Raw genomic sequence first — 25,672 nt, 5'->3', positions numbered from 1 at the left:
ATTTACTGCTGATTATCTTCCAGCATACTTTCTAGTTCATCCCAGCGCGCATATTTCTGGGAAAGTAATTCTTCTTTATCTGCCAACTCGGCTAATGCCTTGGCAGTAATGTCACTGTCTTGTTTGAAAAAGTCCGGGTCGTTCACTTTTTCTTGCATAGCCTCAAGCTCTTCCTCAAGTGTTTCTAGTTCTTTCGGTAAGGACTCAAGTTCACGCTGGTCTTTGTATGATAGCTTTTTCGTCTTACGGGGAGAAGACTTAGCACTAGGACTGTCTGAAGCTGAATTAGTTTCATTCTTTACCTTGGCTTTTTCTTCCTTTTCGATTTGCTGACGTTTTTCCTGTTGCTCTTTATACCAGTTTTCTACGTCAGTGAAACCCCCAATAAATTCGCGAAGCATTCCATTACCCTCGAATACCACGCTACTATTTGCTACGTTATCAACAAATTCCCTATCGTGACTGACTAAAAGCACGGTGCCGGTATATTCGTTGAGTAAGGTTTCGAGCATTTCCAAGGTTTCAACGTCTAAGTCATTGGTAGGCTCATCCAGCACCAAAACGTTGCTCGGTTTAAGCATCAGTTTTGCTAGCATCAGGCGGTTTTTTTCTCCACCTGATAGCGACTTAACCGGTGCATTAACGCGTTCAGGCGTAAACAAGTAATCTTGTAAATAGCTGATCACATGGCGTGGGTGGCCATTTACCATCAGATCGCGTTTACCGTCGCCTACCGCGTCTATCACAGACTTTTCTAAATCCAGCCCGTGGCGGTGCTGGTCAAAGTAAGCAACTTCAAGGTTAGTGCCTTGTTTGCAGTTGCCGCTATCGGGCTGGAGTTCGCCGAGTAGAAGCTTGATAAGCGTACTTTTACCGCTACCATTAGGACCAATGAGAGCAAGCTTGTCACCACGCAAAACATTAAGGTTTAACCCTTTAACAATAGGCTTGCCTTCAATGCTATAGCTTAAGTCTTTTACTTCAAACACCATCTTTCCAGAGCGCGCGCCCTGGTGTTGATTGACAACCGCATTGCCCTGAACCGCTCTTCTCGCTTTACGCTCCTCGCGTAGTTTTTTTAGCGCTCTTACTCGGCCTTCGTTGCGGGTACGGCGGGCTTTAATGCCCTGACGAATCCATACCTCTTCTTGCGCTAGTTTTTTATCAAACTCAGCGTTTTGTGAAGCTTCAACCTCTAAATCGTGCTGCTTCTTTTCTAAATAAGTTTCGTAGTTACCCGGATAGCTCGTAACCGAGCCGCGGTCTAGATCAATAATTCGCGTAGCCATGGCACGTATAAACGCACGGTCGTGGCTCACAAACACAATTGCGCCTTGGTAATTACTCAAGCTGGATTCAAGCCAGCGGATCATTTCAATATCGAGGTGGTTAGTTGGTTCGTCTAACAGGAGCAAATCCGGCTGTCGAACAAGCGCACGAGCTAGCGCTGCTTTTCTACGCCATCCCCCAGAAAGAGTAGATAGCGATATCTCAGGGTCTAGCTTTAGCATGGTGAGCGTCTGTTCAATTTGCTGTTCAAACTGCCACGCGTCTCTGGCTTCTAACTGTTCTTGTAGTCGCTGTAATTTATTTAAATTTGATTCGCTTGGATCTTCACCAACGATACGGGTTTGATGAAAGTAGGCTTTCAGTGTTTCACCTACGTCAGATAAGCCTTCGGCAACATAGTCAAAAAGCGTCACATCGGTGGTTTGAGGCGGGTCCTGCTCTAAGCGCGCAATGACCGTATTATTTTCAATTATACGCTGCCCATCGTCGGCAATAATATCGCCAGCAATAACTTTCATTAGCGTTGATTTACCACTACCGTTGCGACCTACTAGGCAAACGCGCTCTTTAGGCTGTACAACCAGTTCGACACCGTCTAACAGCGGCGGATTCCCATAAATAACAGTGATGTTTTTTAACTGCAAAATGCTCACTGAAGAAACTCCTCTAAATCGGCGGTATTAAAAGGCCAGCCGATTTCTTTTTCATTATCTGCCCGTTTCAAAACGGGGATCCTTGCACCGTACAAATGATAAAGCTCAGTGCTAGTGCGAATGTTAACCTTCTCTATATTAAGCGATGAAAACATAGACGTTTGTTGAAGCTCAACATCGGCTAAGTCGCACAGGCTACATTGCGGCCCGGTGTAAAAATAAATTTTCATGAGCCTAGCACCCAGCACTGATGGATGTTGCCTTTACGTGCAAAATCTTCTGGAATAGTGTCTTTGGTAATATTGTCTACTGACAAGCCCAGTTCACTGATGGCTGATTCGTCTAGCTTAAAGCCACGCTTGTTGTTAGAGAAGATGATGATCCCCTGCTCTTTTAAGCACGCTTTAGCATCGGTAAGCATTTTTACGTGGTCGCGCTGCACATCCCACGTATTTTGCATACGCTTTGAATTCGAAAATGAAGGTGGGTCGATAAAAATTAAGTCGTATTTGCCTTTATGCGTGCCTAACCAAGTGGTGCAGTCAGCTTGAATAAAAGCATGAGGCGCAGTGAGTTTGTTCAGCGCTACGTTCTTCTTTGCCCACTCTAAATAAGTATTAGACATATCCACTGTCGTTACAGACTTTGCGCCACCTTTAGCGGCGAATACCGACACACTACCCGTATATGAAAACAAGTTAAGAACGTCTTTACCTTGGGACAACGCCTGCACTTTTTGGCGGGTATTACGGTGATCTAAGAAAAGGCCTGTGTCCAAGTAGTCAGTAAGGTTAACCAGGAAACGAGCGCCATTTTCAAACACTTCCATCATGTCGCCAGTCTGATTAATTTTCTCGTACTGTTTTGTACCTTTTTGTTGGCTACGCACTTTAAGCGCTATCTGTTTTGGTGAAACACCTGTTACTGCTGGCAAATGAAGCAAGACTTCTTGCAGACGCTTGCGTGCTTTATCTTCAGAAACCGTTTTTGGCGGCGCGTATTCTTGAACGACCAGCCAGTCACCATATCTATCTACGGCAACGTTATAATCTGGCAGGTCAGCATCGTATATGCGGTAACAGTTAGTGTTAGCGTTCTTGATCCAGCCTTTCATGCGTTTGAGGTTTTTCTTCAAACGATTGGCAAACTCGTGGTTGCTAGCGTCCTCGCTAAACTGTACCGTGTTTTCTTCATCCAACACATAATTCGCTAAACGACATTCCAGCTTACCGTTATTCATGGCATAGTCTTTGGTGGCGCGAAGCTTTAAAACCCGAAGCAAATCACGATTGCTGCTAAGAAGCGACACATGCCATCCCTTCCAGGCTTCTTTAAAACGCTTACCCCAATCACTAAATAGCGGTATCAACGATGTTAGCTCGCCCAAACGTTCTCCGTAAGGAGGGTTTGAAACGACGTAGCCTGGTGTGGAAACGGGAGGAGAAGATTTTGTTGCGTCTTGCTGTGAGAACGAAATATCGTTAAATACGCCAGCAAAATCAGCGTTGGCTTTCGCAATGGCTACCATTTTACGGCTGAAATCACCCGCGTAAATACCACTGCAGCTTGGCTTCTGAACGGAAATAGCTTGTTCTACCAAATCATCCCAAAGCTTCTCTTCGTGGCCGAGCCACTTAGTAAAGCCCCAATACATACGCTTTATACCTGGCGCAATATTGCGAGCGATGTAGGCTGCCTCAATCGCGATGGTGCCCGAGCCACACATTAGGTCGACCAATGGCGCATCGGTATTCTCTGTCCATCCACTACGCATTAGCATTGCGCTTGCGATATGCTCTTTAAGCGGCGCGTCACCGGTTTCTTGTCGGTATGCGCGTTGGTGCAGACTTGCCCCTGCTAAATCTATGCCTAAAATTACATTATCGCGATGTAGTCTTGCATACACAGAAATATCAGGGCTCTTTCGTTCTACTGATGGGCGCGGTAAGCCTTGCTCTACGAATGAATCTACTATGGCGTCTTTAACACGAACCGCACCAAATTGAGTGTTTTTTATGGCAAAGTTTGTGCCGATAAACTGTACAGATAAGGTATAACGTGAATCCATCTGCATTTGCCAGTCAATACCCATAGCCGTGTTATACAGTGCATCTGCATCGCCTGCTTTACCTGATGCAAGCACCCAAATTACGCGGTTAGCTAAGCGTGACCATAAGCAAAGTTTATACGCATCCTCTTTTGAGCCTTCAAACTGAATAGTGCCAGGCCCTTGCTTAACTTGCGCATCAGGGCAAAGGCGTAGCACTTCTTGTTTTAATAGTTCGTCAAGACCGCGACTGGTCGTAACCAGAATAGTATTCATTCATGTACCTGTTTTTGATGTACGTGCCTAAGAAAAAGCACGTACACGAGAGATTGGTTTGGGTATATTATAACGCGTTTACGATGCGTTTAACGAGCGATGGGCCTTGATAAATAAAAGCCGAGTAGACCTGCACCAGTGATGCGCCAGCGTCCAAGCGTGCTTGTGCCGCTTCGGGTGAGTCAATACCACCAACGCCAATAATAGGAATAGCGCGGTCAAGTGCTTTGTTTAGCTTGCGTGTTACTTCTAAGCTCATATCTGTCATAACTGAGCCACTTAAACCGCCCATTTCCTCAGCGTGCTGTAATCCGGCAACGGCATCACGTGAAAGTGTCGTATTAGTAGCAATTACGCCATCCATTTTGCTGTTAATTAGCGAGGCAGCGATACTGTCAATTTCCACATCGCTCAAATCTGGCGCTATTTTAATGAACAGCGGTACATATTTACCGTGGGTTTGCGTTAGCGTTTCCTGTGCTGCTTTTAGGCCAACTAACAGCTTATCGAGCGCTTCACCGTATTGAAGGTTTCTTAGGCCAGGTGTGTTCGGTGACGAAATGTTAATAGTGACGTAGCTTGCGTAAGGATAAACTTTGTTTAAACAAATCAGGTAATCGTCGAGCGCATTCGCTTCTTCGGTATCTTTATTTTTACCAATATTAATACCAATAGGCCCTTTAAACTGAGCCTTTTTCACTTGTTCGACAAGATGATCAACACCTTTATTATTAAATCCCATGCGATTAATAATGGCGTGCTTTTCCGGAATTCTGAATAAACGAGGTTTTGGGTTTCCTGGCTGCGGACGAGGCGTTACCGTGCCTATCTCAACAAAACCAAATCCCATGCTGGCAAATGCATCAATACAATCGCCGTTCTTATCAAGACCGGCGGCAAGTCCTACCGGATTATCGAAGGTCATGCCGGCAACGGTAACGGGCTTTTTTATCGTCGGTGTGCTGTACATCCATTTCAGCGGTGTATGTTGGGTCTTGTTTAACCAGTTAATGGTGAAATCGTGACTTTTTTCAGGTTCACACTGAAGCAAGAATTTTTGCACTAGAGATTGCATGGTTATTTTTACCGCTCGCTAATTAAGGGCCTGTTGATCATCAACGTATATTGCGCTTGTATGAGGTTTGCATTTACAAGCGATGCTGAAAAAATGTACAGTAATGTTCAGTTGGCCAATAAAAAGCCCTGATAAACAGGGCTTAAATCATTAAGGTGCGAGTATTCTAATGGTTAGACTTCACGCTTAAAAGCATCAATTCACGTAAAGCGACAGAAAATTTCGCAAATTCGTGCGTTGTACTGGTCTTAAACTCAGACATCATGTGATACCAGCGCTTAAGTAGGACCTGATTGCTTTCAATCCACTCATCAAGAATTTGATCTGCACTACTTACGTCTGCGCGAGAAGCTAAAAGATTTGCTGCAATGGAACGCTGCTGCCAATCTAACTCTTCACGATACGAGGCGCGAGCTAACGCTTGCCAGTGGTTGCTTACCGCCTGGTTGTTTATCTGATCTAAGAACCAGTGAAGCTCTAAACGAGAACCTAGCTGATAGTAAAGCTTAGCGACTACATCGGTATCATGCTTATCTGCTTCAACGATTTGCGCAAGGTCAAAGCTAGAGAACATGTTAGAGAAGCTTGCAACCTGATAAGCGATGTCTTCTGGTACACCCTTATCAATATATTTCTGCGTGGCGTTTTCAAGCTGAGTAAATTCGCTTTTAACCAAGTAGTTTTGCAGGTTCTTCGATAAAATATCGAAGGTACCACGGTAGCTCGCGATGGCTTCTTCAATGGATTGCGTCTTATTACCGTGGCGAATATACCAGCGCGAAGCGCGACGCATAATTCTACGTGCTTCATCTAACATTTTAAGCTGTAGCTGAGCTGGAATAACGTTATCCAGTTGTTCGATGCGCTCCCACAGCGTCTTCATGTTAAAGATACCGTGAACAATTGCGTATGCGTCAGCAATTTCGCTCACACTTGCGCCAGTTTCTTCCTGCATTCTAAACACGAAGTTAAGGCCCATGTCGTTAACCATGTTGTTGGTTAACTTAGTCGCAATAATTTCGCTTCTAAGCGGATGCTGTTGCATGTGTGTTGCGAATTTTTCGCGGAGCACTTTAGGGAAGGCTTCTACTAACAACTTACCGTGGTAAGGATTGTCAGTAATTTCCGGAATATTAAGCGCATCTTTAAGTACCATTTTGCCGTACGCAATCAATACGCTTAACTCTGGGCGAGTTAAACCTTGATCCGTGGCTACGCGATCTGAAATCTCATCGTCACTTGGAATAAATTCCAATTCACGGTTTAGCTGACCTTCACGCTCAAGACCGTGGATAAAGCGAAGCTGTTCTTTAAGTTGCTTAACGCCAGCTAACTCAGTAATAGAGATAGACTGAGTTTGACGGTAGCAGTCTTTCAGTACAATTCGACTTACATCGTCGGTCATATCGTAGAGCAACTTATTACGCTGTTTAAGCGTAAGTTCACCGTCGTTAACTAGGCTGTTAAGCAAGATTTTGATGTTTACTTCGTTATCCGAGCAATCAACCCCACCTACGTTATCGATGAAGTCAGTGTTAACTCGGCCACCGTTAGACGCATATTCAATACGACCTAACTGCGTTAGACCTAAGTTACCGCCCTCGCCCACAATTTTAGCTTGTACGTCACGACCATTGACGCGTAAGTCATCATTAGCACGGTCACCTACGTCTGAGTGAGATTCTTTCTTGCTCTTAATATACGTACCGATTCCACCGTTCCACAGTAGGTCGACTGGCATTTTCAATATATTGTGAATTAGCTCATTAGGCGTCATCGTTAGCTGACGCGTACCTAACCACTTTTTCATTTCAGGTGTAAGCTTGATAGATTTAGACGCGCGGCTAAATACGCCTCCGCCTTTTGAAATCAGCTTACTGTCATAGTCTTCCCAGCTTAGGCTTGGATTCTCAAACAGGCGTTGACGCTCTTTATAACTTGCTGCTGCATCTGGGCTTGGATCGAAGAAAATATGTAAATGGTTAAACGCAGCGATTAGTCGCGTATGCTCTGATAGCAACATACCGTTACCGAATACGTCACCTGCCATGTCACCCACACCAACAGCGGTAAAGTCAGTGGTCTGACAGTCGATACCAATTTCTCTGAAATGACGTTTAACCGACTCCCATCCGCCGCGTGCAGTAATACCCATTTTCTTATGGTCGTATCCAATACTACCGCCAGATGCAAATGCATCGCCCAGCCAAAACCCAAACTCTTCCGCAATACCGTTTGCGATATCAGAGAACGTGGCAGTGCCTTTATCTGCAGCAACAACCAAATAAGGGTCATCATCATCAAGGCGAACAACATCCTTAGGAGGAACAATTTCACCATTTACAATGTTGTCAGTAATATCTAACAAGCTGGTGATGAAAGTGCGATAGCATGCTTGGCCTTCAGCCTGAATAGCTGCGCGACCTTCGCCTACAGGTAGGTTCTTACAAACGAAACCACCTTTTGCACCAACCGGCACGATCACCGTGTTTTTAACTTGTTGCGCTTTTACTAGGCCGAGTACTTCTGTTCTGAAGTCTTCTTGTCTATCAGACCAACGAAGACCGCCGCGGGCAACTTTGCCGCCACGCAGGTGCACACCTTCAACGCGAGGACTGTAAACAAAAATTTCAAACTTAGGCAGTGGTAATGGCATGTCAGGAATGAGTTCAGGCATCATCTTAAATGATACATATGATTTTTCATTGCCGGCATCGTCTACCTGATAGAAGTTTGTACGTAACGTTGCAGACATCATATCCAGATAACGACGAATAATTCGGTCGTCATCCAAGTTACTAACGTTGTCTAACTGTTCCTTAATAGTCTCAAGAATACCTTCCTCTTTTTTCTCATTGCGCTTTTTCTTAGGATTAAAACGCTGGTCGAAAAAGTCTACGAGTAAACGAGCAATGTCTGGATAGTTAGCTAGTGTGTTTGCGATGTAGTCACGGCTGAAAGAACTGCCGGTCTGGCGCATGTATTTAGCATAAGCACGGAGTACCGTAACTTTACGACCAGTCATATTCGCGCCAAGGATAAGACGGTTAAACGCGTCGTCTTCTAGTGTCTTGTACCACACTTTGGCGAAGGCATCTTGAAAGAGAATCTGGGCGTTTTCCATGTCAAAGTGCTGACCACTTTTATGTAACATGGTGAAGTCCATGACCCAGTTACGTTCACCTTCTGAACACGTGACTTTATAAGGGCTTTCATCGATTACGCGTAACCCAAAATTCTCAAGCATCGGTAACACGTCAGACAAATGAATAGGCTCGGCGCGGTGGAAAAGCTTAAGCTTAACTACTTGGCTGTCAGCGTCTTCTTCTTGTGGACGATAGAACAACATATCCAATGTGTGGTTGTCGTCTAACATCTCTAGTTTGCCAATATCTACAAGCGCTGCTGACGGTAGGTTATGCTCCATATAGCTGCGAGAGAAAGCATTGTTGTATTTGCGTTCCAACGCTTTACCCGAAGCCTCACCGTGTGCCGCTGAAATAGCTGACGCGAGTCTGTCATTCCAGGTTTTGGTCAACTCAATAATGTTTTGCTCTATTTCCTTCACATCGAATTCCGCGTTGTTGTCGTTGACTCTAGCAATGTAATGCGTACGGGCATATACAGACTCTGAGAAGAACGTAGTAAATTCCACTTCTTCAGTTGCGCCCAATGACGCTTTAAGTAGCGCTTGGGTTTCTTTGCGTAACTGGGTGTTATAGCGCTCTCTTGGAACAAACACCATGCACGAGAAAAAGCGGCCAAAAATGTCTTTTCGAATGAATAAACGTGAAATTCCACGCTCTTGCATTTGAAAAATACCCATCACAATTTGCGCTAGCTCTTCTGCTGGCGTTTGTAGCAACTCATCTCGTGGGTAGGTTTCTATAATATTTGCAAACGCTTTGTATGCGTGAGTTCCGGGCTCGAAACCAGATAGCTCACAAATACGTTTGATTTTTTCACGTAAAATCGGAAGCTGAGTTACGCTGTTGTTATAGAAAGAGGCAGAATACAAACCTAAAAAGCGGTGCTCACCAACAACTTGACCTTCTTTGTTAAACACCTTCACGCCTACATAGTCCATATATGCAGGACGGTGTACTCGCGCGCGTGAATTTGTTTTGGTCAGAATCAATGGGTTTTTGCTAAGCGCTTCCGCACGGGCCGACGCAGGCAAGCGAGACAACAAACGCTCACGGTCGTTTACTGAGTTTTTAAGCAAACCTAAACTGGTGTCGTTTTGAGGGATCCATCTATGGTCCCCTTCAATGGCTTTAACGTCATAATAACGGTAACCCATCATTGTGAAGTTGTGATCGCCTAACCATTCTAAGTAAGCTTTAGTTTGCTTTTTGGCTTCTGCAGATACAGGCCAGTTAAATTTACCATTGTTTTTAATTACGTCTTGCAAGGTATTTGTCATGCCTTGCCAGTCTTGAACTGCCAGAGAAACTTCATCAACGACAGAGTGCAGTTCTTGTGTTAGAGCATCGATATCTTTTTTCGATGTTTGTCTATCGATTTCGATAAAGATGACCGTTTCTTTTTTCGCACCTTCAAGCGATTGACCTGGCTCAGCAAACGCTTCAACTTTGTTCGCTTTGTCGCGCTTAATGCCAATTGGGCTGTGAAGGAATAAATGTGCGGTGATGTTCAAACGATTTAGCAACATGCGCACCGAGTCAACCAAGAATGGCATATCCGACACAATAATCTCAACAATTGTGTGGCTTGAGTGCCAGCCGTGTTTGGCAATTTCCGGGTTAAATACGCGTATGTATGGCGACGTATGTTCAAACTTCGCCAAGCCATTCCATAAACTAAGTGTTGCACCATAAAGGTCGCTGTCGTTGCGATTTTCTAGGTCATCGCTTGAAATATTTTTATACAACAGACGTCCGAATTGCTGCACAAGAGACTTCTGCTTGGTATCTACTTTTTTGTCGATAAGTGCAAATACATTGTCTAGCAGTACTGAGTGTCGCTGTGAGGTGACTGTCATTTGTTAACCTTTTTTGAATGTCGTAATACCAATCCAGCTTGGTATAAGTGCCGAGTACCTAACTATTTTCTCTAATAAATGACGCTAATGAAAGCCCATTTTTAACCTTATATTAACAGCATAGATAAGTATGCAGAAAACACCCAAAAAAAAGGGCCTAAAGGCCCTTTTTAATGCTTAGCTATGCAAAAATATTTTATGCATCAGGGTCATTCTTGTTCCACCATAGGAATCTTGCTAGTGCAGGCAGTACAATTATTGCTCCAAGCATGTTCACGACGAACATAAATGTAAGCAAAATGCCCATATCCATTTGGAACTTAAGCGAAGAGAACACCCATGTGCTCACACCTATTGCCAGCGTAATACCGGTAAATAGCACAGCACTTCCACGTTCTTTTAAGGCAGCGAAATACGCTTCTTGAACGGTAGCGCCTTTCTTCAGCATCAAGCTCTTGGTAGAGAGTATATAAATACCATAGTCCACACCTATACCCACGCCAAGTGCGATAACTGGTAATGTAGAAACGGTGAGGCCAATTTGAAGGTATGTCATTAAGGCTTGCGCCAGTACAGACACCACATACAGCGGAATAACAACAACTAACGTAGCACGCACCGAGCGGAAGCTAATTAGACACAACGCAATAACGGCGCCAAATACATAAAGCATCATAGGGTCTTGCGCTGCACTCACCGCTTCATTAGTTGCGGCCATCACGCCGACAGGACCAGAAGCAAGACTGAACTTCATATCATCGGTTTGATATTCATCGCGATACGCTTTTACCGCTTCAACGACACGAGAGATCGTTTCTGCTTTGTGGTCTTCCATAAACAGAATAATTGGCATGACCGAGCAATCGCCGTTAAGTAAACCAGACGACGTTGGAACGCGAGAAATTGCCTGCACCAATGTTTGCTGGTTACGAGGGAGTACCTGCCACTTAACGTTGCCTTCGTTGTAACCTGCGTTAACAATTTTGGCAACAGATGCCAACGAAACCGCCGATTGAACGCCTTGAACATTTTCCATTTTCCACTGGAAATCGTCCATGGCCTTCATCACGCTGTGTGACGTACAAGCTTCTGGTGTGGTTTCAACCAAAATAGAAATGTAATCTACCGTTACTTCGTACTTATCGGTAATCAGGAAAGTGTCCTGATTGTAGCGTGACGTTTCATGAAGCGCAGGTGCCCCCGCATGTAGGTCCCCTATCTTCATATTCTGAGCTTGGAAATGACCAAACACGAATAGGATAGCAGTAACGATAAGAATTATTGCCGCAGGCTTTTTACGTGAACAAGCTGCAATGACTTCCCAGAATTTCGAATTAGCGTTTTCTTTACCCGCGAATTTTTCGACATATTTCTGGTCAAGTTTTAAGAAGCTCATCAGCACAGGCAGCAGCAACAAGTTGGTAAGAATGATTACCGCTACACCCATACTTGCTGTAATCGCCAATTCGCGAATAATGCCGATATCGATTACCAATAACGTCATAAAGCCAACCGTATCAGATAACAATGCAATTCCGCCTGGAACCAACAAGTTTCTGAATGCCGCCATAGATGCCCGTTTAGCACCAATACCGGTTACTGCTTGTTTTTCTACCGCGTTAATCATTTGTACGCCGTGGCTCACACCAATGGCAAATACTAAAAATGGCACCAGTATTGACATAGGGTCCATACCAAAGCCAATTGAAGTAAGCAGTCCTAGCTGCCAGATAACGGCAATGATTGAGCATACTAATGGCAATAACGTAAGCATGATGCTGCGCGAGAAGAAATACACCATTACGGCAGTAATCGCGATAGCAATGGCGAAAAAGATCAAAACGTCTTTTGCACCGTCGGCCACATCGCCAATCATTTTCGCAAAGCCAATTATATGAATAGACGTATTTTCGTTTTCATATTGACCGCGAAGCTGCTCTTCAAGTTCTGCCGCTAATGCCAATGTATTGAGAGGTTCGCCAGTTTGCGGGTCAATATCGAGCAATTGCGCTGTTACCATTGCGCAGCTGTAATCACTGGATACTTGTCTTCCGACAATGTTTGCCTTTTCTACGTTAGCTGCCACCAACTCTAATGCTTCTGGGCTCGCAGAATTAAAGTCGGCAGGAATGACTGGCCCGCCTGCAAAGCCGCCTTCCACTATTTCAGTAAAGCGGGTTGAAGGAGAGAAAAGCGAAATAACTAACGAACGGTTCACCCCATTAATAAAGAAGAGTTGGTCGTGAACATTCTTTAGTGTATCGAAGAAGTTTTGATTGTAGATGTTATCGTTTTTATCACACACAGAAACTAATATATTGTTAGCGCCACCAAAATCTTGGCGGTGCTCAATGTACGTTTTCATGTATTCGTGATTTAGCGGTATGTTCTTTTCAAAACCTGCGTCTAAGCGCATTTGTGAAGCTTGGTAACCAAGGAAAACTGTGGCTATAGCAAACAAGGCTACGACAATTTTACGGTTTCCGAATACTAATTTTTCAAGAAAATGGGTCATTGTTTTTATACTGCCCTATTTTAAATTCAACGTTTTAATGCCATTCGCAGTAACGGCAATATTCTTACCATTAAACTGTGTTGCATTAAGAAGCGCGGCTTTGTCTTTAATCTGTGAAACGACAATGCCTTCATCAGCTTCGCAATCTGAAAGGTTTGCATAGGGGTCTCGCATACTGGTGGGTAAAGGTCGCTGTGCGCTTACCATCATCCCATTGTTACCCAAAGCATAAACCTTCGATTCAGAACCAATTAGAATTGAATTTAGTGTGCTGGTTGAGCAAGTTTGTACGTATTCCCACTCACCTTCGTTTCTGTTAACAAATATATTTCCGCGAAGGCCAACCGCTAGAACGGTATTTTCATCAAGCGGCTTAATATCGAAAAACGATCCTGTATAGTCGACGTAATACCGTTGCCACGATTCTCCCATATTAGTACTTTTGGCTAGCAGGCCGGCTTCGCCTGCTAGGTAAAGCGTATCACCATCAAGGGTAATTCTGTTTAAGTGGGGTAAAATAGATTCAAGTTCTTGCTGATAGAAGTCTTCATCTTCTTTTCGAATATCTTCAAGGTATTCTTGATCCATTGGGTCAAGCAGACTGGCATGACGTTCTGCCGTCCACGTTTTTCCACCGTCTAAGGTTCGATAGAACAAGCCATAGGCACCTGTAGCAATACCCTGCTTTTCATTGAAGAATAATACGTCTAGAAATGGGCGCTGAAGGTCAGGTTGGAAATTTTGAATTCCCCACGTTTCGCCTTTATCTGAAGAATGAAGAATGACAGCGTCGTGGCCCACTGCCCAAATATTGTCGCCTACAACAGTTGTCGCTGTAAGCGTTGATTGTGTTGGTACGGCTTTTTGAGTAAATGCCTCACCATCCTCTGAAACTAACACGTGACCGCGTTCACCGACAATAACGACAAATGTATCAGCGTCTATGTCCAAAAGAACCGATTGCTCAACCAATGGTGCCATGAATGCTTCTTCGGCGATTGCAGTTGTAGAGTAATTAACTGCGAAAGTGGCGGCAATGCACGCTGCAATGGTTTTTTTCATAATTAACCATTCCCCCTATTTATAATTGTCTGCATACAAAAACGGCTGGCAATTGCCAACCGTTTGTTGTTTAAGGCGATTAGCGCATACCTTCTCGTCGTAACGCCTGAGGTGTGAATTCCACATCTCGTGGGCGTACGGTGAAGTCGTACATCTCTTCTTCGTTATCGAGGCCAATGGCCAGGTAACGACGAGAGTTCAAGTCATGGTACACATCCAGCGTAGACCACTGAGTAGGTACTTCATAATAGTTCACACCATACGCTACACCAACACGATAAAGTTCGCCACGATTATCATACATATCAGCAACTTGAATTTGCCAGCTATCTTCATCAATGAAGAATACACGCTTTTGATAAATATGACGGAAACCGTCTTTTAATGTGGCTTCTACTTCCCAAACGCGGTGTTTTTCCCAACGTGTTAGGTCTGGATTAACGTGGTTTGGCTTTAAGATGTCATCGTACTTCGCATTATCTGAATGAAGTGCATAGTTGTTGTATGCAACGAACATTTCTTTCTTACCCACTAACTTCCAGTTGTAACGGTTTGGTGAGCCGTTAAACATATCAAAGTCATCGGTAGTACGAAGGCCATCAGCTGCAGTTCCAGGTGTATCATAAGCAATGTTTGGTGCTAGACGTACACGGCGCTGACCCGTGTTGTAGGTCCATGCTTTACGCGGCTCTTTTACTTGGTCAACTGTTTCATGTACAAGCAGTGCTGTACCCGCCAAACGAGCAGGCTTTGTTACTTTTTGTTTAAACATGAAAAGTACGTTTTCGTCAGTAAGCTTTTCTGGTGTAGCACCTTCTTCTGCGTACTTAATTAATAACTGCTCATCGAAACCGATTACGTTGTAATCACCACCAGTTGTTACTGCAGCTTGACCACCATTACGCTGAACCGCTTCACCGCGATAGCGAAGTATATGGTTCCAAATAGCTTCAAGACCATTTTGTGGAATTGGGAACGGAATACCGAGAACAGCCCCTTTAATTCCGTTACCGCCGTCTAGTAGCTCCGCGCTAGTTGCATTTACCTTAGTTGCGTCGTAGATAGCCTGTGGATTAGACGCAGAACGACGCGTTGGGTAAACCGGCATACGGAAGGTTTCAGGGTAAGCTTCGAAAAGCTTTTTCTGACCTTCAGATAGAAAGTCCGCATATTCTTTGTAGTTTTGTGCCGTGATTTCAAATAGCACTTTATCTTCAGGGTACGGGTCTGGATGGTGATCACCCACTGTGTAGCCCGCTGGTGCTGAAGTAATACCGCCAGTCCACGCTGGGATACTGCCGTCTGCATTACCTGCTTTCATAGCGCCCAGTGGCGTCAATTCGTTACCTAGTTTATTGGCATCTGCGTCAGACACCTTTGCCATCGCGCTTGCACCTGACAGAGCAAGTGATAAAGCCGCAGCGATAATTCCTACTTTTCTAATCATAAATACCACTCTTAGATTGCATATTTGATGTTAAATGAAACGAAGTCTCTGTCTGATAGCGCATTAGTAGTACCAATACCGCCCCAGAAAGCGCTGTACGACGCTGTTGCTGACCACTTGCTTAGGTAGTCGAACGTCAATGAAATTGCAGCAGACTTAACATCTTCTGTGAAAAGGAATAGAGGGTCTGGTGTTGTACCCTCTACATCGTGAGAGAATGTTGCACGAGCACGTAAGTTAATTCCGGCCATGACGTCGTTGTAATCAGCGACAGCAAGTAAGCGGTAACCCCACGCATCGTCAGTAGCAAACGGGTTAGTCTCTGGTCCGTCTGATAGCGCTTGGTGTAAACCTTCACGACTATTGCCGTTGATAGGCTCTAGTGACGGCGTACGTGCTGTACCAGGCGCATTTAAGCGAATAACGTTCGGATCTGGCATATCTACAACGTTCACATAACCTACTTCGCCTAACAGTACGAAGTTGTCAGAGCCAAATTTAGGGCCAAACACGTGTGAGGCAGTAAACTGCATTTGCCATGTATCAGAGAATAGATAACCTTCCGCTGTTTCGCCTGGGCCTACTGCTCTTCCGATATTGTTTAGCTGTGAAATACCTTCTAAATCTGGACGTAGCCCAGCATTCGCTAGCTGCTCTGGCATACCCATGTAAAGCAATTCAACATCATCGATTTGAAGCGGCTCATCTACACGGTAAGCAAATTCACCCGCAAGAGCCGTAGTACCGATGTTAGTGTTAAAGCTCATACCATAAAGTTTGATATCTTCTGGGTAGAAGAACTCTGACTGTGTAAATGCACCCAGTTCAGTGATGTTGTCGCGAGTAACGGTATTAGACGCTAGGAACGCGAGATCAGCGCCAATTCCTTCAGCAGTAAAATCGGATGTCTTACCTGAAATAAGCGGGCGTTGGCTGTGGTAATTGATGTGATAGAAACTAAACTCTGTTTCATTCAAATTCTCAGCAAACCACGTCAAGCGTAAACCGTATTGACCCTGATCGTCCGCGTCATTGTGCGCTTCGTCAGAAAAACCGCGGATAGCCACTTTGGTTGGATAAGCAAGGTATGCTTGCGAAATGTCAGCTGGATTAGCGCCAGAGCGAAGCAAATCGCCATATCCGTTTAACGCAGTGAGAAGGTGATCTAAGTCGATGTCTGGGTTACCACTGAAACCAAGCTGGATATTTTGGCGTTGACCGCCCTCACCTGCAAAGTCGTTGCCCGCGAAGTAGCTGCCAGAAACTGGAAGCCAGCTGCGCTGCCATTCGTACTGGTAATAACCAGAAATACTCACTGTGTCAGTCAAACCTAAAGACGCGTACACCATCCCTACTGGAAGGAATACTTCTTTAAGTTCTGCACCTGGAGCACGAGCTCGTGTTACATCAACAGGGTTCGTTGTGTTAATACCGTGCTGGATGAATGTACTTTCACCCCAACTGATCACCTGACGGCCTACACGAAGCGTAAGTGGTTTGTCGCCAATCCACCAGTCGCCATAGAAGAATGCGTCGTAAAGACGTACATCGGTACACAGTAGGTCTTCTGCTTCAGGGTCTTGACACAAGTCGTATTGGTTACCCGTTATTGGGTTAGAGTATGGACGGTCGCCGTCCATTTGCTCAAAGTCGTAGAACCAGAAACCACGGGCGAAGAAACCATAGTCGCCAAAATTGATATCTAATTCATGAGTACCTGAAATTTGCGTTGCAAACGCGTCACCTGGATCGTGTGCAAGGTTACCAAGGTCACCATTGGTGGAATAACCGCCATCTGCTAAACCCCACACGTCGCCACTTGGGTATAAAGGATTGAAAGCTGCGTGATAACCGCTCCAGTCGAATTGAGGATGGTTACTGTTACCTATAAGGTCGTAATCTCTTGCCTCTGTTCGAATACTTGTAGCTAATGTAAATGTTGAATCTAAAGAAATACTTACATCACCCACTTGCCAATTCGCAGCGTGTGCAGGTACTGCAGCAGCACCTAGCAGTGAGAGAACTCCCGCTGCTACCGGTGATATCTTAAAAGCGCTAGGCCCGTTTTTCATATTTTTATACTCCCAAGTCGATGTGACTTAATACGTGACATCATGACCAACCATAACGATTAACAAAATCATTACATCATTTTGCCATAACCGCAAGAACTAATCCTACCAGTTAACAAAATTTACAACATTAGTCGTATCAAATAGTTATTGCTTTATTGTGAGTATAAAAGGCATTTATAAACTTGCAGGAAAAATGTACAGAAATATTGCAAAACTGTTGCGTTAAGTATTTTGGAACGCTCAATGACAAAAGAAAACGCATAAGTGTTACGTATGGGAGTGTTGAAAACTCGTATACAAGAGAGTAATTCGTCGCGTACAAAAAAGGCTCTATGCGAGCCTTTCGAAGGATTTTATTTTTTTGTTGGCATCAATAATCATCCTAAAACGACCTTTAATACCATCAGACGTAACAAATTGCCTGAGCCGGTTGGTCGGTACTTGGACGCTTAGGCCTGATTCACTGACCATGACCACATCTGGCATAGATGGAATATAAAGCACCTCACATTGCTTGTAAGGTGCATTTATTGAAAAGTAAAAAACCGAGTCAGTTTGGCTAATGCTTGTCATAAGCAAGGCTTTTACTTACTTTCTCAAACAAATCTTTACTTAAACCTTTGTGATTAAGCAAACGGCCAAGCTGTTGCTTCATATGAACCTGATGCTCGCTTGCAAAGCCCTGCCATTGCGTCAGTGGCGTTACAATACGGGCGGCAACCTGTGGGTTGACCGCATCGAGCTTAAGTAAGTAGTCGGTTACAAATTTATATCCACTGCCATCGAGTGCATGAAACCTTTCGCTGTTATAGAAAGCGAAGCTACCAATAACAGAACGAACACGGTTCGGGTTACTCATTGCGAACTGAGGGTGCTCACATAACATTGTGATAGTCGCAAAGATATCGTCTCGATTTTGTGTAGCGTGGAGTGCGAACCATTTGTCCAAAACAAGCGGGTCATGATTCCACGATTCCTCAAACTGAGCCATCAAACTGTCGAAAGTGGTGGCGCTACAGTGTTGTGCGCTTCTCAACGCGCCTAGCGTATCTGTCATATTATCAGCGGTTTCAAACTGAGAAACCACAATATGCTCGTGTTGGGGTAACCGCGCTAAGTGTGCAAGCACGACATTTTTGCAGCGACGTTGATTCACCGCTTCTTGCGTGTAGCAATACGCGCTTTTCTCGATATTTTCGAAGACTTGTTTTAGCTCTTTTTCGAGTGCGCGAGCAAACTGGTCGCAGAACGCTTTTCTCGCTTTCGAAAGTGCGGAAACGTTTATATTACTTCGGCTTTGGCACAGTGTCTCAAACGAAGGTATGACTAAACATTCACTCAGCAATTCAAGGTTGTTCTGCTCTTGGGCAATCGCTTGCTTGATACCGTTCCAGATTTCATTACTGATACCAGACCCCGGCGATTCCTCTAATTGCTTCACACAGCGGTCATACAATGTTTGCATTGCATCCCAACGATTAAATGGATCCTTCGCATGCTTAAATATAGTAAGTAAAGACTCTGTCCCCAATGGGTTTTCTACTTTCGCTGGCGCTGAGAAGTTACCCAATACTACAGGTGTTAAATTAGTAGTTTTGGCTTCTACAGTAAAACGCATAGAATCATCTTTTAAAATGACCATGCCGTTTTGAATTAACGACTCGTTGTCTGTATAGCTTTTCCCCTCATCATCAATAATCTCGATATTTACAGGAATATATAGAGGAAGCTTTTCTTTCTGATCGGAGGTTGCAGGTGTGTGCTGTGACAATGTAAAGCTATGCTTAACAATGCCATCATCATCGACCTCAGTGCTGTGTGCGACAGAAATCACTGGCGTACCAGATTGACTATACCAGCGGGTAAACTGGGTTAAATCTAAATCAGTAGCAGACTGCATTGCTGAAATGAAGTCATCACAGGTGACAGCCTGACCGTCGTGTCTTCTAAAGTACTCGTCCATACCACGTCTGAAGCTGTCAGGCCCCAATAATGTGTGGAACATGCGAATAACTTCAGCGCCTTTGTCATAAACCGTCACCGTGTAGAAGTTGTTCATTTCAATGACTTCTTCTGGACGAATTGGATGACTCATTGCACTCGCATCTTCTGCAAACTGGTGTTCTCGCATAACACGAACGTGCTTTATACGATTACTTAACGCCGAAGTCATATCAGCGCTGAACTGTTGGTCTCTAAATACAGTAAGCCCCTCTTTAAGGCTTAGCTGGAACCAATCGCGACAAGTAACACGGTTGCCGGTCCAGTTGTGGAAGTACTCATGCGCGATAACCGACTCAACATTGAAAAAGTCATCGTCGGTGGCACTTTTTTGATCGGCTAATACAAACTTACTGTTGAATACATTTAAGCCCTTGTTTTCCATCGCTCCCATATTGAAGAAATCGACGGCAACAATCATGTAGATATCTAAGTCGTACTCTAACCCGAACACATCTTCGTCCCACTTCATCGCCCGTTTGAGAGATTCTAATGCGAAAATGCCTTGAGACTTTTTGCCTTTATCAACATAAAGTTCTAGCGCAACCTCTTTACCGCTAGTGGTGGTGTAGCTATCGGTAAGTAGATCGAAGTCACCGGCAACTAGAGCAAAAAGGTAGCAAGGTTTTGGATGTGGATCGTGCCATTTAACAAAATGCGTATTTTCGTCAACCTCGCCTTTGTCCACTGGGTTGCCATTGGCCAAAAGCATCGGTACTGATTTGTCGGCAACTACCGTCACTGTGTAGACCGACAAAACATCCGGGCGGTCCATGAAGTACGTAATGCGACGAAACCCTTCCGCTTCACACTGCGTACAATAGGCACCACCTGATAAATACAAGCCTTCCAGCGCTTTGTTGTGCTCAGGGGCAATGGTATTGGTAATTTCTAAGACGAACTCATCAAGTTCAGTAACCACGCTTAAAGCGCTATCTGTTACCGTGTATTCATTATCAGATAGGTGCGTACCGTTAATAGAAATAGAATCTAGCGATAAATTATCGCCATCAAGTACTAATGGACTATCGTGCGCGCCATTACGAGTGACGGACAACGTGCTGATAACTTTGGTTTGCGTTGGGTGTAGCGTTATATGTAGGTCAACTGTCGCTATTGAAAAAGCGGGCGGCTGGTAATCCGCCCGGCGTTTAGCTTGAACTGACATAGATCCTCCTGGAAGAAAGCCTACGTGGGTTTAATTGGAACTCTGTGTTAAACCGTATCTTTGCTGTTTACTTCAACATGCGGTGGCGTAATACGTAAAATCTTAATACCTAAATACGCATAAATAACAGCAAGGATCGGGTTGATTACGTTGAAGAATGCATAGAATACGTAATCAAATGGATTGACTAATAAAACACTGTGCATGTAAGCACCACAGGTGTTCCAAGGAATAAGTGGAGACGTAAGTGTGCCGCCGTCTTCAAGGCTTCGAGAAAGATTCAATTGGTCTAAACCACGCTTTTTGAATTCTTCTTTGTACATACGGCCTGGCATCACGATTGAAATATACTGATCTGCAGTAACAAGGTTGGTACCAAAACAAGTAAGAATGGTTCTGCTCACCATATCCCCTGCAGACTTTGCACCAATTAATATGGCAGAAACTGCACGCTTTAATAGGCCAACACGCTCTAATACGGCACCAAACGACATTGCACAGATGATCAACCAAATGGTATTTAACATAGAAGACATGCCACCACGAGAAAGCAAGCTATTTAAGTTCTCGTCAGGTGTTGAGAAGCTTACGCCATCGAATAGCGCAGTCCAAACTACCTTCAACGCACCTACATTCACCGAGTCGTCAGCACTTGCCATAGAAGTAACCACATCCCACTGGAATACAACTGCCCAGACGCCACCTAACAAAGCGCCGATAAAAACAGCTGGAAACGCAGGCATCTTTTTAATCGCTAAAGTGAGCAAAACGACAAGGGGAATTAACAAATGCCAACCTAAGTCAAAAGACTCGTTTAACAAAAGTTGCATTTGCTCAATGCGTTCTGCTTTGGCCTCACCCACTTCACTAAAGCCCAGTACCGTAAATAGAATAAGCGCAATAACAAAGCTCGGAATCGTCGTCCAAAGCATGTAACGGATGTGCTCAAATAAATCCGTGCCCGCAACGGCAGGCGCTAAGTTTGTTGTTTCAGATAAGGGCGAAATTTTATCGCCAAAGTACGAACCTGATACTACTGCGCCGGCGGTTATGGCTGCCGACATTTCCATGCCTGCAGAAACGCCCATTAGCGCAACACCCACAGTCGCCGCGGTAGTCCAAGAACTACCTATACTCATTGCAACAACCGCACAAATCAGACAAGCGGCAGCATAGAAAAACGAGGGGTTAAGCAACTCTAAACCGAAATAGATAAGCGTAGGCACGGTTCCGGCTAGCATCCATGTGCCAATAAGAGAACCTACCGCTAACAGAATTAAGCAGGCACCTAAAGACATTGAGATACCGTCTACAATGCCCTTTTCGATAGTTTTCCAGCTGTAGCCATTTTTCATTCCAATGATAGCAGCTAAGCCCATCGCTAGAAGAAGTGCAATTTGGTTTGGACCGTAAGAAGAGTTATCGGCAAACAAATAAACTGCGCTTCCCATCATTATGACTAACGCAAGAATAGGAAGCATTGCATCGAGAAGTGACGGCGTTTTTATTTCTTTATTCGTCATTGTCGTTTTTTAAAACCTTATTATTGTATTTGTAACGCGTTAAGCGTGCTGTCCGCTTTTTACCAGAATGCTTTAGAAGACTGAGCGGTAGAACATAAGCGCAATGATAACGGGACACACAAAGCGTACGTACCAAGGCCAAATCTTCCAGAAAATGCTGTGTTCAGCAAACTGATCACCTTGTTTAAGTTCATCGAGTATTGCATCTCTGCGCCACACCCAACCTGCGAAAATACACAAGGCGAGTCCTAGTAACGGTTGGCTATACTCGGTAGTTAATGCGATAACAAAGCCGAACAAGGTTTCAAAATTTAAGATGATGATGCAGCTTAATACAAAGATGACCGATGCCATTAATAACACGGCCTTTTTACGTTGAAGACCTTTACTTTCTACCATAAACGCAACGGGAACTTCCAACATTGAAATTGAAGACGTGACGGCAGCAATCGCCATTAGCGCGAAAAAGGTAAAAGCAACGAAAAGACCTACGCTACCAATGGTATCAAACAGTGCTGGTAGTACTTTGAAAATCAGCGTATCACCTTGGATTAACGCGCCTTCAGGTGTGAAGATTTCAACGCCGTTGTTTAATGCAACGTACATGGCCGGGATAATAAGCATACCCGCAATAACCGCAACACCGATATCGACAAGCGCTACCGACGCACCAATGCTTGGTAGATTTTCATTTTTACTTAAGTATGAACCATAAACCAGCATGGTACCCACACCTAAAGACATTGAGAAAAAGGCTTGTCCCATGGCGTTAATTAATAAGTCTGGGTCTAGAACGCGAGAGAAGTCAGGTACTAAATATGCTGACCAACCTTCTACGGCACCAGGCTGTAGGCTCACATAAACAATCAGTGCAAGAATGAGAATAACCAATGTAGGCATCAAACGCACCGACCACTTCTCAATGCCTGACTTTACACCACCGACAACGATAAATGCAGTTAAGCCCATGAATAAGAAGCAGAAAATAATGTTACGCGTAACTGATGAAGTGAGTAGCCAGTCGCTAGCACTCGTAAATCCCACCATGCTAACGGCTGCATCGGCGAAATAAACCAGCATCCATCCGCCTACAATAGCGTAGAATGCAAGGATAAGTGACACGGTAACACAGCCCCAAATGCCCGTTAGCCTTCCGACGAAATTGCCTGATATTTTACCTAAAGCGTCAACCATATTCGAACGTGAACTACGACCGATTATAAGTTCTGCCATAAGTACGGGATAAGCGAGTACAAAAGCCAGCAGTAAGTATACGAGAACAAATGCTGCGCCGCCGTTACTTGCTACCTTTGTAGGAAAGCCCCAAATATTACCTAGTCCTACTGCCGAGCCTGCCGCTGCTAGCACGAACCCTATTCGAGAGGAAAATTCACCTCTGATAGCCATGTTATTTCCCTTTATTATTGTTTTAATAATTTATAGACACAAAAAAAGGGCTGGCCCTAGACCAGCCCTTTTTTCTAATCACTTAATTTCTTGTGATAGCGTAACGGCCTGTTTCGATCATATCGAAAGTAATATTGGCTGCCTCGTCCAAGAATGGATCTAATTCTTCCATATCTTCAGGTAGGTCGTCCAATGTTGTGACAGTTTCCATTCCCAATCGCTGTAAACGTTCGTTAGCACGAGCAAGCGACTTCTCTTCCGCCTCTTTCTTCTCGCCTTCACGTACAGATTTAACTAATGAGATGAAGTTCTTGTCTTTATTTTCCTTATATTCCTTTATGTCGTCTTGGATATAAGAAAACTCAGGATCTTGTAAAATACGTTTGTTGTGCTTCGCTGTTAAAACATCAAGCGCAGCAGTACCGTCTGCAAACGTCGTATAGTTAGCGCGATTGATACTGTCCCATGGCAACGCATTTTCCGCTTGGCTTTCTCCCCATTCAGCTGGTTCAACTGCCGATGGATAAAGAATATCAGGAATAACGCCTTTATGCTGTGTGCTGCCGCCGTCAATGCGATAGAACTTGGCGATAGTAAACTGAACACTACCTAATGGGTTGTCGTAAAGGTCATAAATTTTACCTAAACCGCGATGCTGCTGCACTGTCCCTTTCCCGAAGGTTTGTTCACCTACGATGAGAGCACGGTTGTAGTCTTGCATCGCTGCCGCAAAAATCTCTGAAGCAGATGCGCTATATCTGTCAACTAATACGGTTAACGGGCCATCGTAAGCCACTTCGCCATCTGTATCACGGTTAACGCTAACTTTGCTTTGACCGTATCGAATTTGAACCACCGGGCCTTTTTCGATAAATAGGCCAGTGAGTAACGTTGCTTCGGTTAGAGAACCACCGCCATTACCGCGCAAGTCTACGATAACGCCTTTAACGTTTTGCGCTTTCAAGCTTTCTATTTCTTTAGCAACATCCATACTAAGGTTGTTGTAAAAACTTGGAATGGTGATTACACCTAGAGGTTCACCCGCGTGAGGACCTGTCTCTGGCACATATACTTCCGATTTGGCTGCGCGATCTTCTAACTTAATTTTATCGCGAGTAAGGCTAACGACCGACGTGGTTTTCGCGTCCGTGGCTCCTTTTTCAACCTGTAGACGAACAGTACTTCCTTTCGGGCCTTTAATTAACTCAACCACTTCGTCCAATCGCCAACCAATCACATCAACAAACTCTTCGTCGTCTTGTGCTACGCCAACAATTTTATCTTCTGGTTTTATTGCGCCAGACTCGTCTGCAGGACCGCCAGGTACAACGCTTTTGATTACCGTGTAATCATCTTCGCTTTGCAATACTGCACCAATACCTTCGAACGACAAGTTCATGTCCATTTGAAAACGTTCAGCGTTACGCGGAGATAAGTAACTGGTGTGAGCTTCAATTGTACGTGCGAATGCATTCATTGCAGTTTGAAAAACGTCTTCGCTCTTTGCTTGCTTAGTGCGCTTAATCGCTCGTGTATAGCGTTTGGTAAGAAGCTCTTTCGCCTCTTCCCACGTTTTGTCTGCAAGTATTAGATTTAACGCGTCGTATTTAACGCGTTGACGCCAAATTTCATCCAGCTCAGCTTTATTGGCTGGCCATTCAGCATCTTCTCTGTCGTAAAAGAACTTATCGCCTTCTTTTTCAAAGTCGAACGGGCCTTTCTCTAACAGTGCAAGTGCAAATTCATAACGCTCAATGCGTCGTTTTGCGCTTACGTTATACATATCATAGGCAACAGAGAGGTTGCCTTTACTCAGCGCATCATCAAACAATGTGCGGTATTTCTCAAAACCCACAACATCAGACAGCAATAACACTTGTTTATTGTGATCTAATGAATCGATGAAGCGCTGGTAAACTCTAGCTGAGAGTGCATCATCCAACGAAATTTCCTTGTAGTGCGCCCTGGTAAAGAGTGCGCTTACTCGCTTAGCTGCAACACTGTGTTGAGATTCCTGTTGTAAAATGGGAAGCTCGTCTACCTCTGGTGTTGACGTAACTGCGCCTGCTCCTACCCCAACGGTAAGAAAAGCACTGGCGATGGAAATTCGAAGGATGTCTCTCATATT

General features: G+C 44.4%; 14 protein-coding genes. All 14 read right to left on the bottom strand.

Annotated features, from left to right (window positions below; genetic code table 11):
* Positions 1-2: 2 nt before the first annotated feature.
* Entirely contained in the window at positions 3-1,943 is a 1,941-nt protein-coding gene (gene uup / locus AC0J2X_RS08580; protein ID WP_014949556.1) for an ATP-binding cassette ATPase Uup, read from the bottom strand.
* Complete coding sequence (locus tag AC0J2X_RS08575; RefSeq protein WP_014949555.1) at positions 1,940-2,173, bottom strand: glutaredoxin family protein; 234 nt, start codon at positions 2,171-2,173, stop codon at positions 1,940-1,942. The genes uup and AC0J2X_RS08575 overlap by 4 nt, the downstream gene beginning before the upstream one ends.
* Positions 2,170-4,266: a bifunctional 23S rRNA (guanine(2069)-N(7))-methyltransferase RlmK/23S rRNA (guanine(2445)-N(2))-methyltransferase RlmL gene (gene rlmKL, locus AC0J2X_RS08570; protein ID WP_472995937.1), complete on the bottom strand. Its 2,097-nt coding sequence runs from the start codon at positions 4,264-4,266 to the stop codon at positions 2,170-2,172. Before rlmKL ends, AC0J2X_RS08575 begins: the two co-directional genes overlap by 4 nt.
* A 67-nt stretch (positions 4,267-4,333) precedes the next feature.
* Complete coding sequence (gene pyrD, locus AC0J2X_RS08565; RefSeq protein ID WP_014949553.1) at positions 4,334-5,341, bottom strand: quinone-dependent dihydroorotate dehydrogenase; 1,008 nt, start codon at positions 5,339-5,341, stop codon at positions 4,334-4,336.
* Positions 5,342-5,507: 166 nt separating this feature from the next.
* Entirely contained in the window at positions 5,508-10,346 is a 4,839-nt protein-coding gene (locus AC0J2X_RS08560) for an NAD-glutamate dehydrogenase (protein WP_472995936.1), read from the bottom strand.
* 196 nt (positions 10,347-10,542) lie between these two features.
* On the bottom strand, positions 10,543-12,861 hold the full coding sequence (locus AC0J2X_RS08555; protein WP_239247195.1) for an efflux RND transporter permease subunit: 2,319 nt from the start codon (positions 12,859-12,861) through the stop codon (positions 10,543-10,545).
* Positions 12,862-12,876: 15 nt separating this feature from the next.
* Positions 12,877-13,923, bottom strand: a complete 1,047-nt coding sequence (locus tag AC0J2X_RS08550) for a WD40/YVTN/BNR-like repeat-containing protein (RefSeq protein WP_278711869.1) — start codon at positions 13,921-13,923, stop codon at positions 12,877-12,879.
* Positions 13,924-14,002: 79 nt separating this feature from the next.
* Complete coding sequence (locus AC0J2X_RS08545; protein WP_014949549.1) at positions 14,003-15,370, bottom strand: DUF1329 domain-containing protein; 1,368 nt, start codon at positions 15,368-15,370, stop codon at positions 14,003-14,005.
* 11 nt (positions 15,371-15,381) lie between these two features.
* Positions 15,382-17,442: a DUF1302 domain-containing protein gene (locus AC0J2X_RS08540; RefSeq protein ID WP_014949548.1), complete on the bottom strand. Its 2,061-nt coding sequence runs from the start codon at positions 17,440-17,442 to the stop codon at positions 15,382-15,384.
* Between the two features lie 333 nt (positions 17,443-17,775).
* Positions 17,776-18,018 (bottom strand): DUF2835 family protein, encoded by a 243-nt coding sequence (locus tag AC0J2X_RS08535; protein WP_014949547.1) that lies wholly within the window; start codon positions 18,016-18,018, stop codon positions 17,776-17,778.
* The gene (gene pepN / locus AC0J2X_RS08530; protein WP_039227709.1) at positions 18,005-20,614 is read right to left on the bottom strand and encodes an aminopeptidase N; all 2,610 of its coding nucleotides are present in this window, start codon (positions 20,612-20,614) and stop codon (positions 18,005-18,007) included. The genes AC0J2X_RS08535 and pepN overlap by 14 nt, the downstream gene beginning before the upstream one ends.
* A gap of 47 nt (positions 20,615-20,661) precedes the next feature.
* Complete coding sequence (gene nhaC, locus AC0J2X_RS08525; protein ID WP_039227711.1) at positions 20,662-22,137, bottom strand: Na+/H+ antiporter NhaC; 1,476 nt, start codon at positions 22,135-22,137, stop codon at positions 20,662-20,664.
* 72 nt (positions 22,138-22,209) lie between these two features.
* The gene (locus AC0J2X_RS08520) at positions 22,210-23,544 is read right to left on the bottom strand and encodes a sodium-dependent transporter (protein ID WP_014949544.1); all 1,335 of its coding nucleotides are present in this window, start codon (positions 23,542-23,544) and stop codon (positions 22,210-22,212) included.
* 82 nt (positions 23,545-23,626) lie between these two features.
* Positions 23,627-25,669 (bottom strand): carboxy terminal-processing peptidase, encoded by a 2,043-nt coding sequence (gene prc, locus AC0J2X_RS08515; RefSeq protein WP_014949543.1) that lies wholly within the window; start codon positions 25,667-25,669, stop codon positions 23,627-23,629.
* Between the last annotated feature and the right edge of the window lie 3 nt (positions 25,670-25,672).

The sequence above is a fragment of the Alteromonas sp. R7 genome, assembly GCF_055755235.1.
This window is presented reverse-complemented; position numbering and strand designations above follow the sequence as displayed.

Bases quoted from the DNA above. Each gene is read 5' to 3' on its own strand.
- rlmKL (WP_472995937.1), bottom strand. From the start codon at position 4,266: ATGAATACTATTCTGGTTACGACCAGTCGCGGTCTTGACGAACTATTA.
- AC0J2X_RS08575 (WP_014949555.1), bottom strand. From the start codon at position 2,173: ATGAAAATTTATTTTTACACCGGGCCGCAATGTAGCCTGTGCGACTTA.
- AC0J2X_RS08560 (WP_472995936.1), bottom strand. From the start codon at position 10,346: ATGACAGTCACCTCACAGCGACACTCAGTACTGCTAGACAATGTATTT.
- AC0J2X_RS08540 (WP_014949548.1), bottom strand. From the start codon at position 17,442: ATGAAAAACGGGCCTAGCGCTTTTAAGATATCACCGGTAGCAGCGGGA.
- prc (WP_014949543.1), bottom strand. From the start codon at position 25,669: ATGAGAGACATCCTTCGAATTTCCATCGCCAGTGCTTTTCTTACCGTT.
- AC0J2X_RS08535 (WP_014949547.1), bottom strand. From the start codon at position 18,018: ATGACAAGCATTAGCCAAACTGACTCGGTTTTTTACTTTTCAATAAAT.
- AC0J2X_RS08520 (WP_014949544.1), bottom strand. From the start codon at position 23,544: ATGGCTATCAGAGGTGAATTTTCCTCTCGAATAGGGTTCGTGCTAGCA.
- pyrD (WP_014949553.1), bottom strand. From the start codon at position 5,341: ATGCAATCTCTAGTGCAAAAATTCTTGCTTCAGTGTGAACCTGAAAAA.
- pepN (WP_039227709.1), bottom strand. From the start codon at position 20,614: ATGTCAGTTCAAGCTAAACGCCGGGCGGATTACCAGCCGCCCGCTTTT.
- AC0J2X_RS08550 (WP_278711869.1), bottom strand. From the start codon at position 13,923: ATGAAAAAAACCATTGCAGCGTGCATTGCCGCCACTTTCGCAGTTAAT.
- nhaC (WP_039227711.1), bottom strand. From the start codon at position 22,137: ATGACGAATAAAGAAATAAAAACGCCGTCACTTCTCGATGCAATGCTT.
- AC0J2X_RS08545 (WP_014949549.1), bottom strand. From the start codon at position 15,370: ATGATTAGAAAAGTAGGAATTATCGCTGCGGCTTTATCACTTGCTCTG.
- AC0J2X_RS08555 (WP_239247195.1), bottom strand. From the start codon at position 12,861: ATGACCCATTTTCTTGAAAAATTAGTATTCGGAAACCGTAAAATTGTC.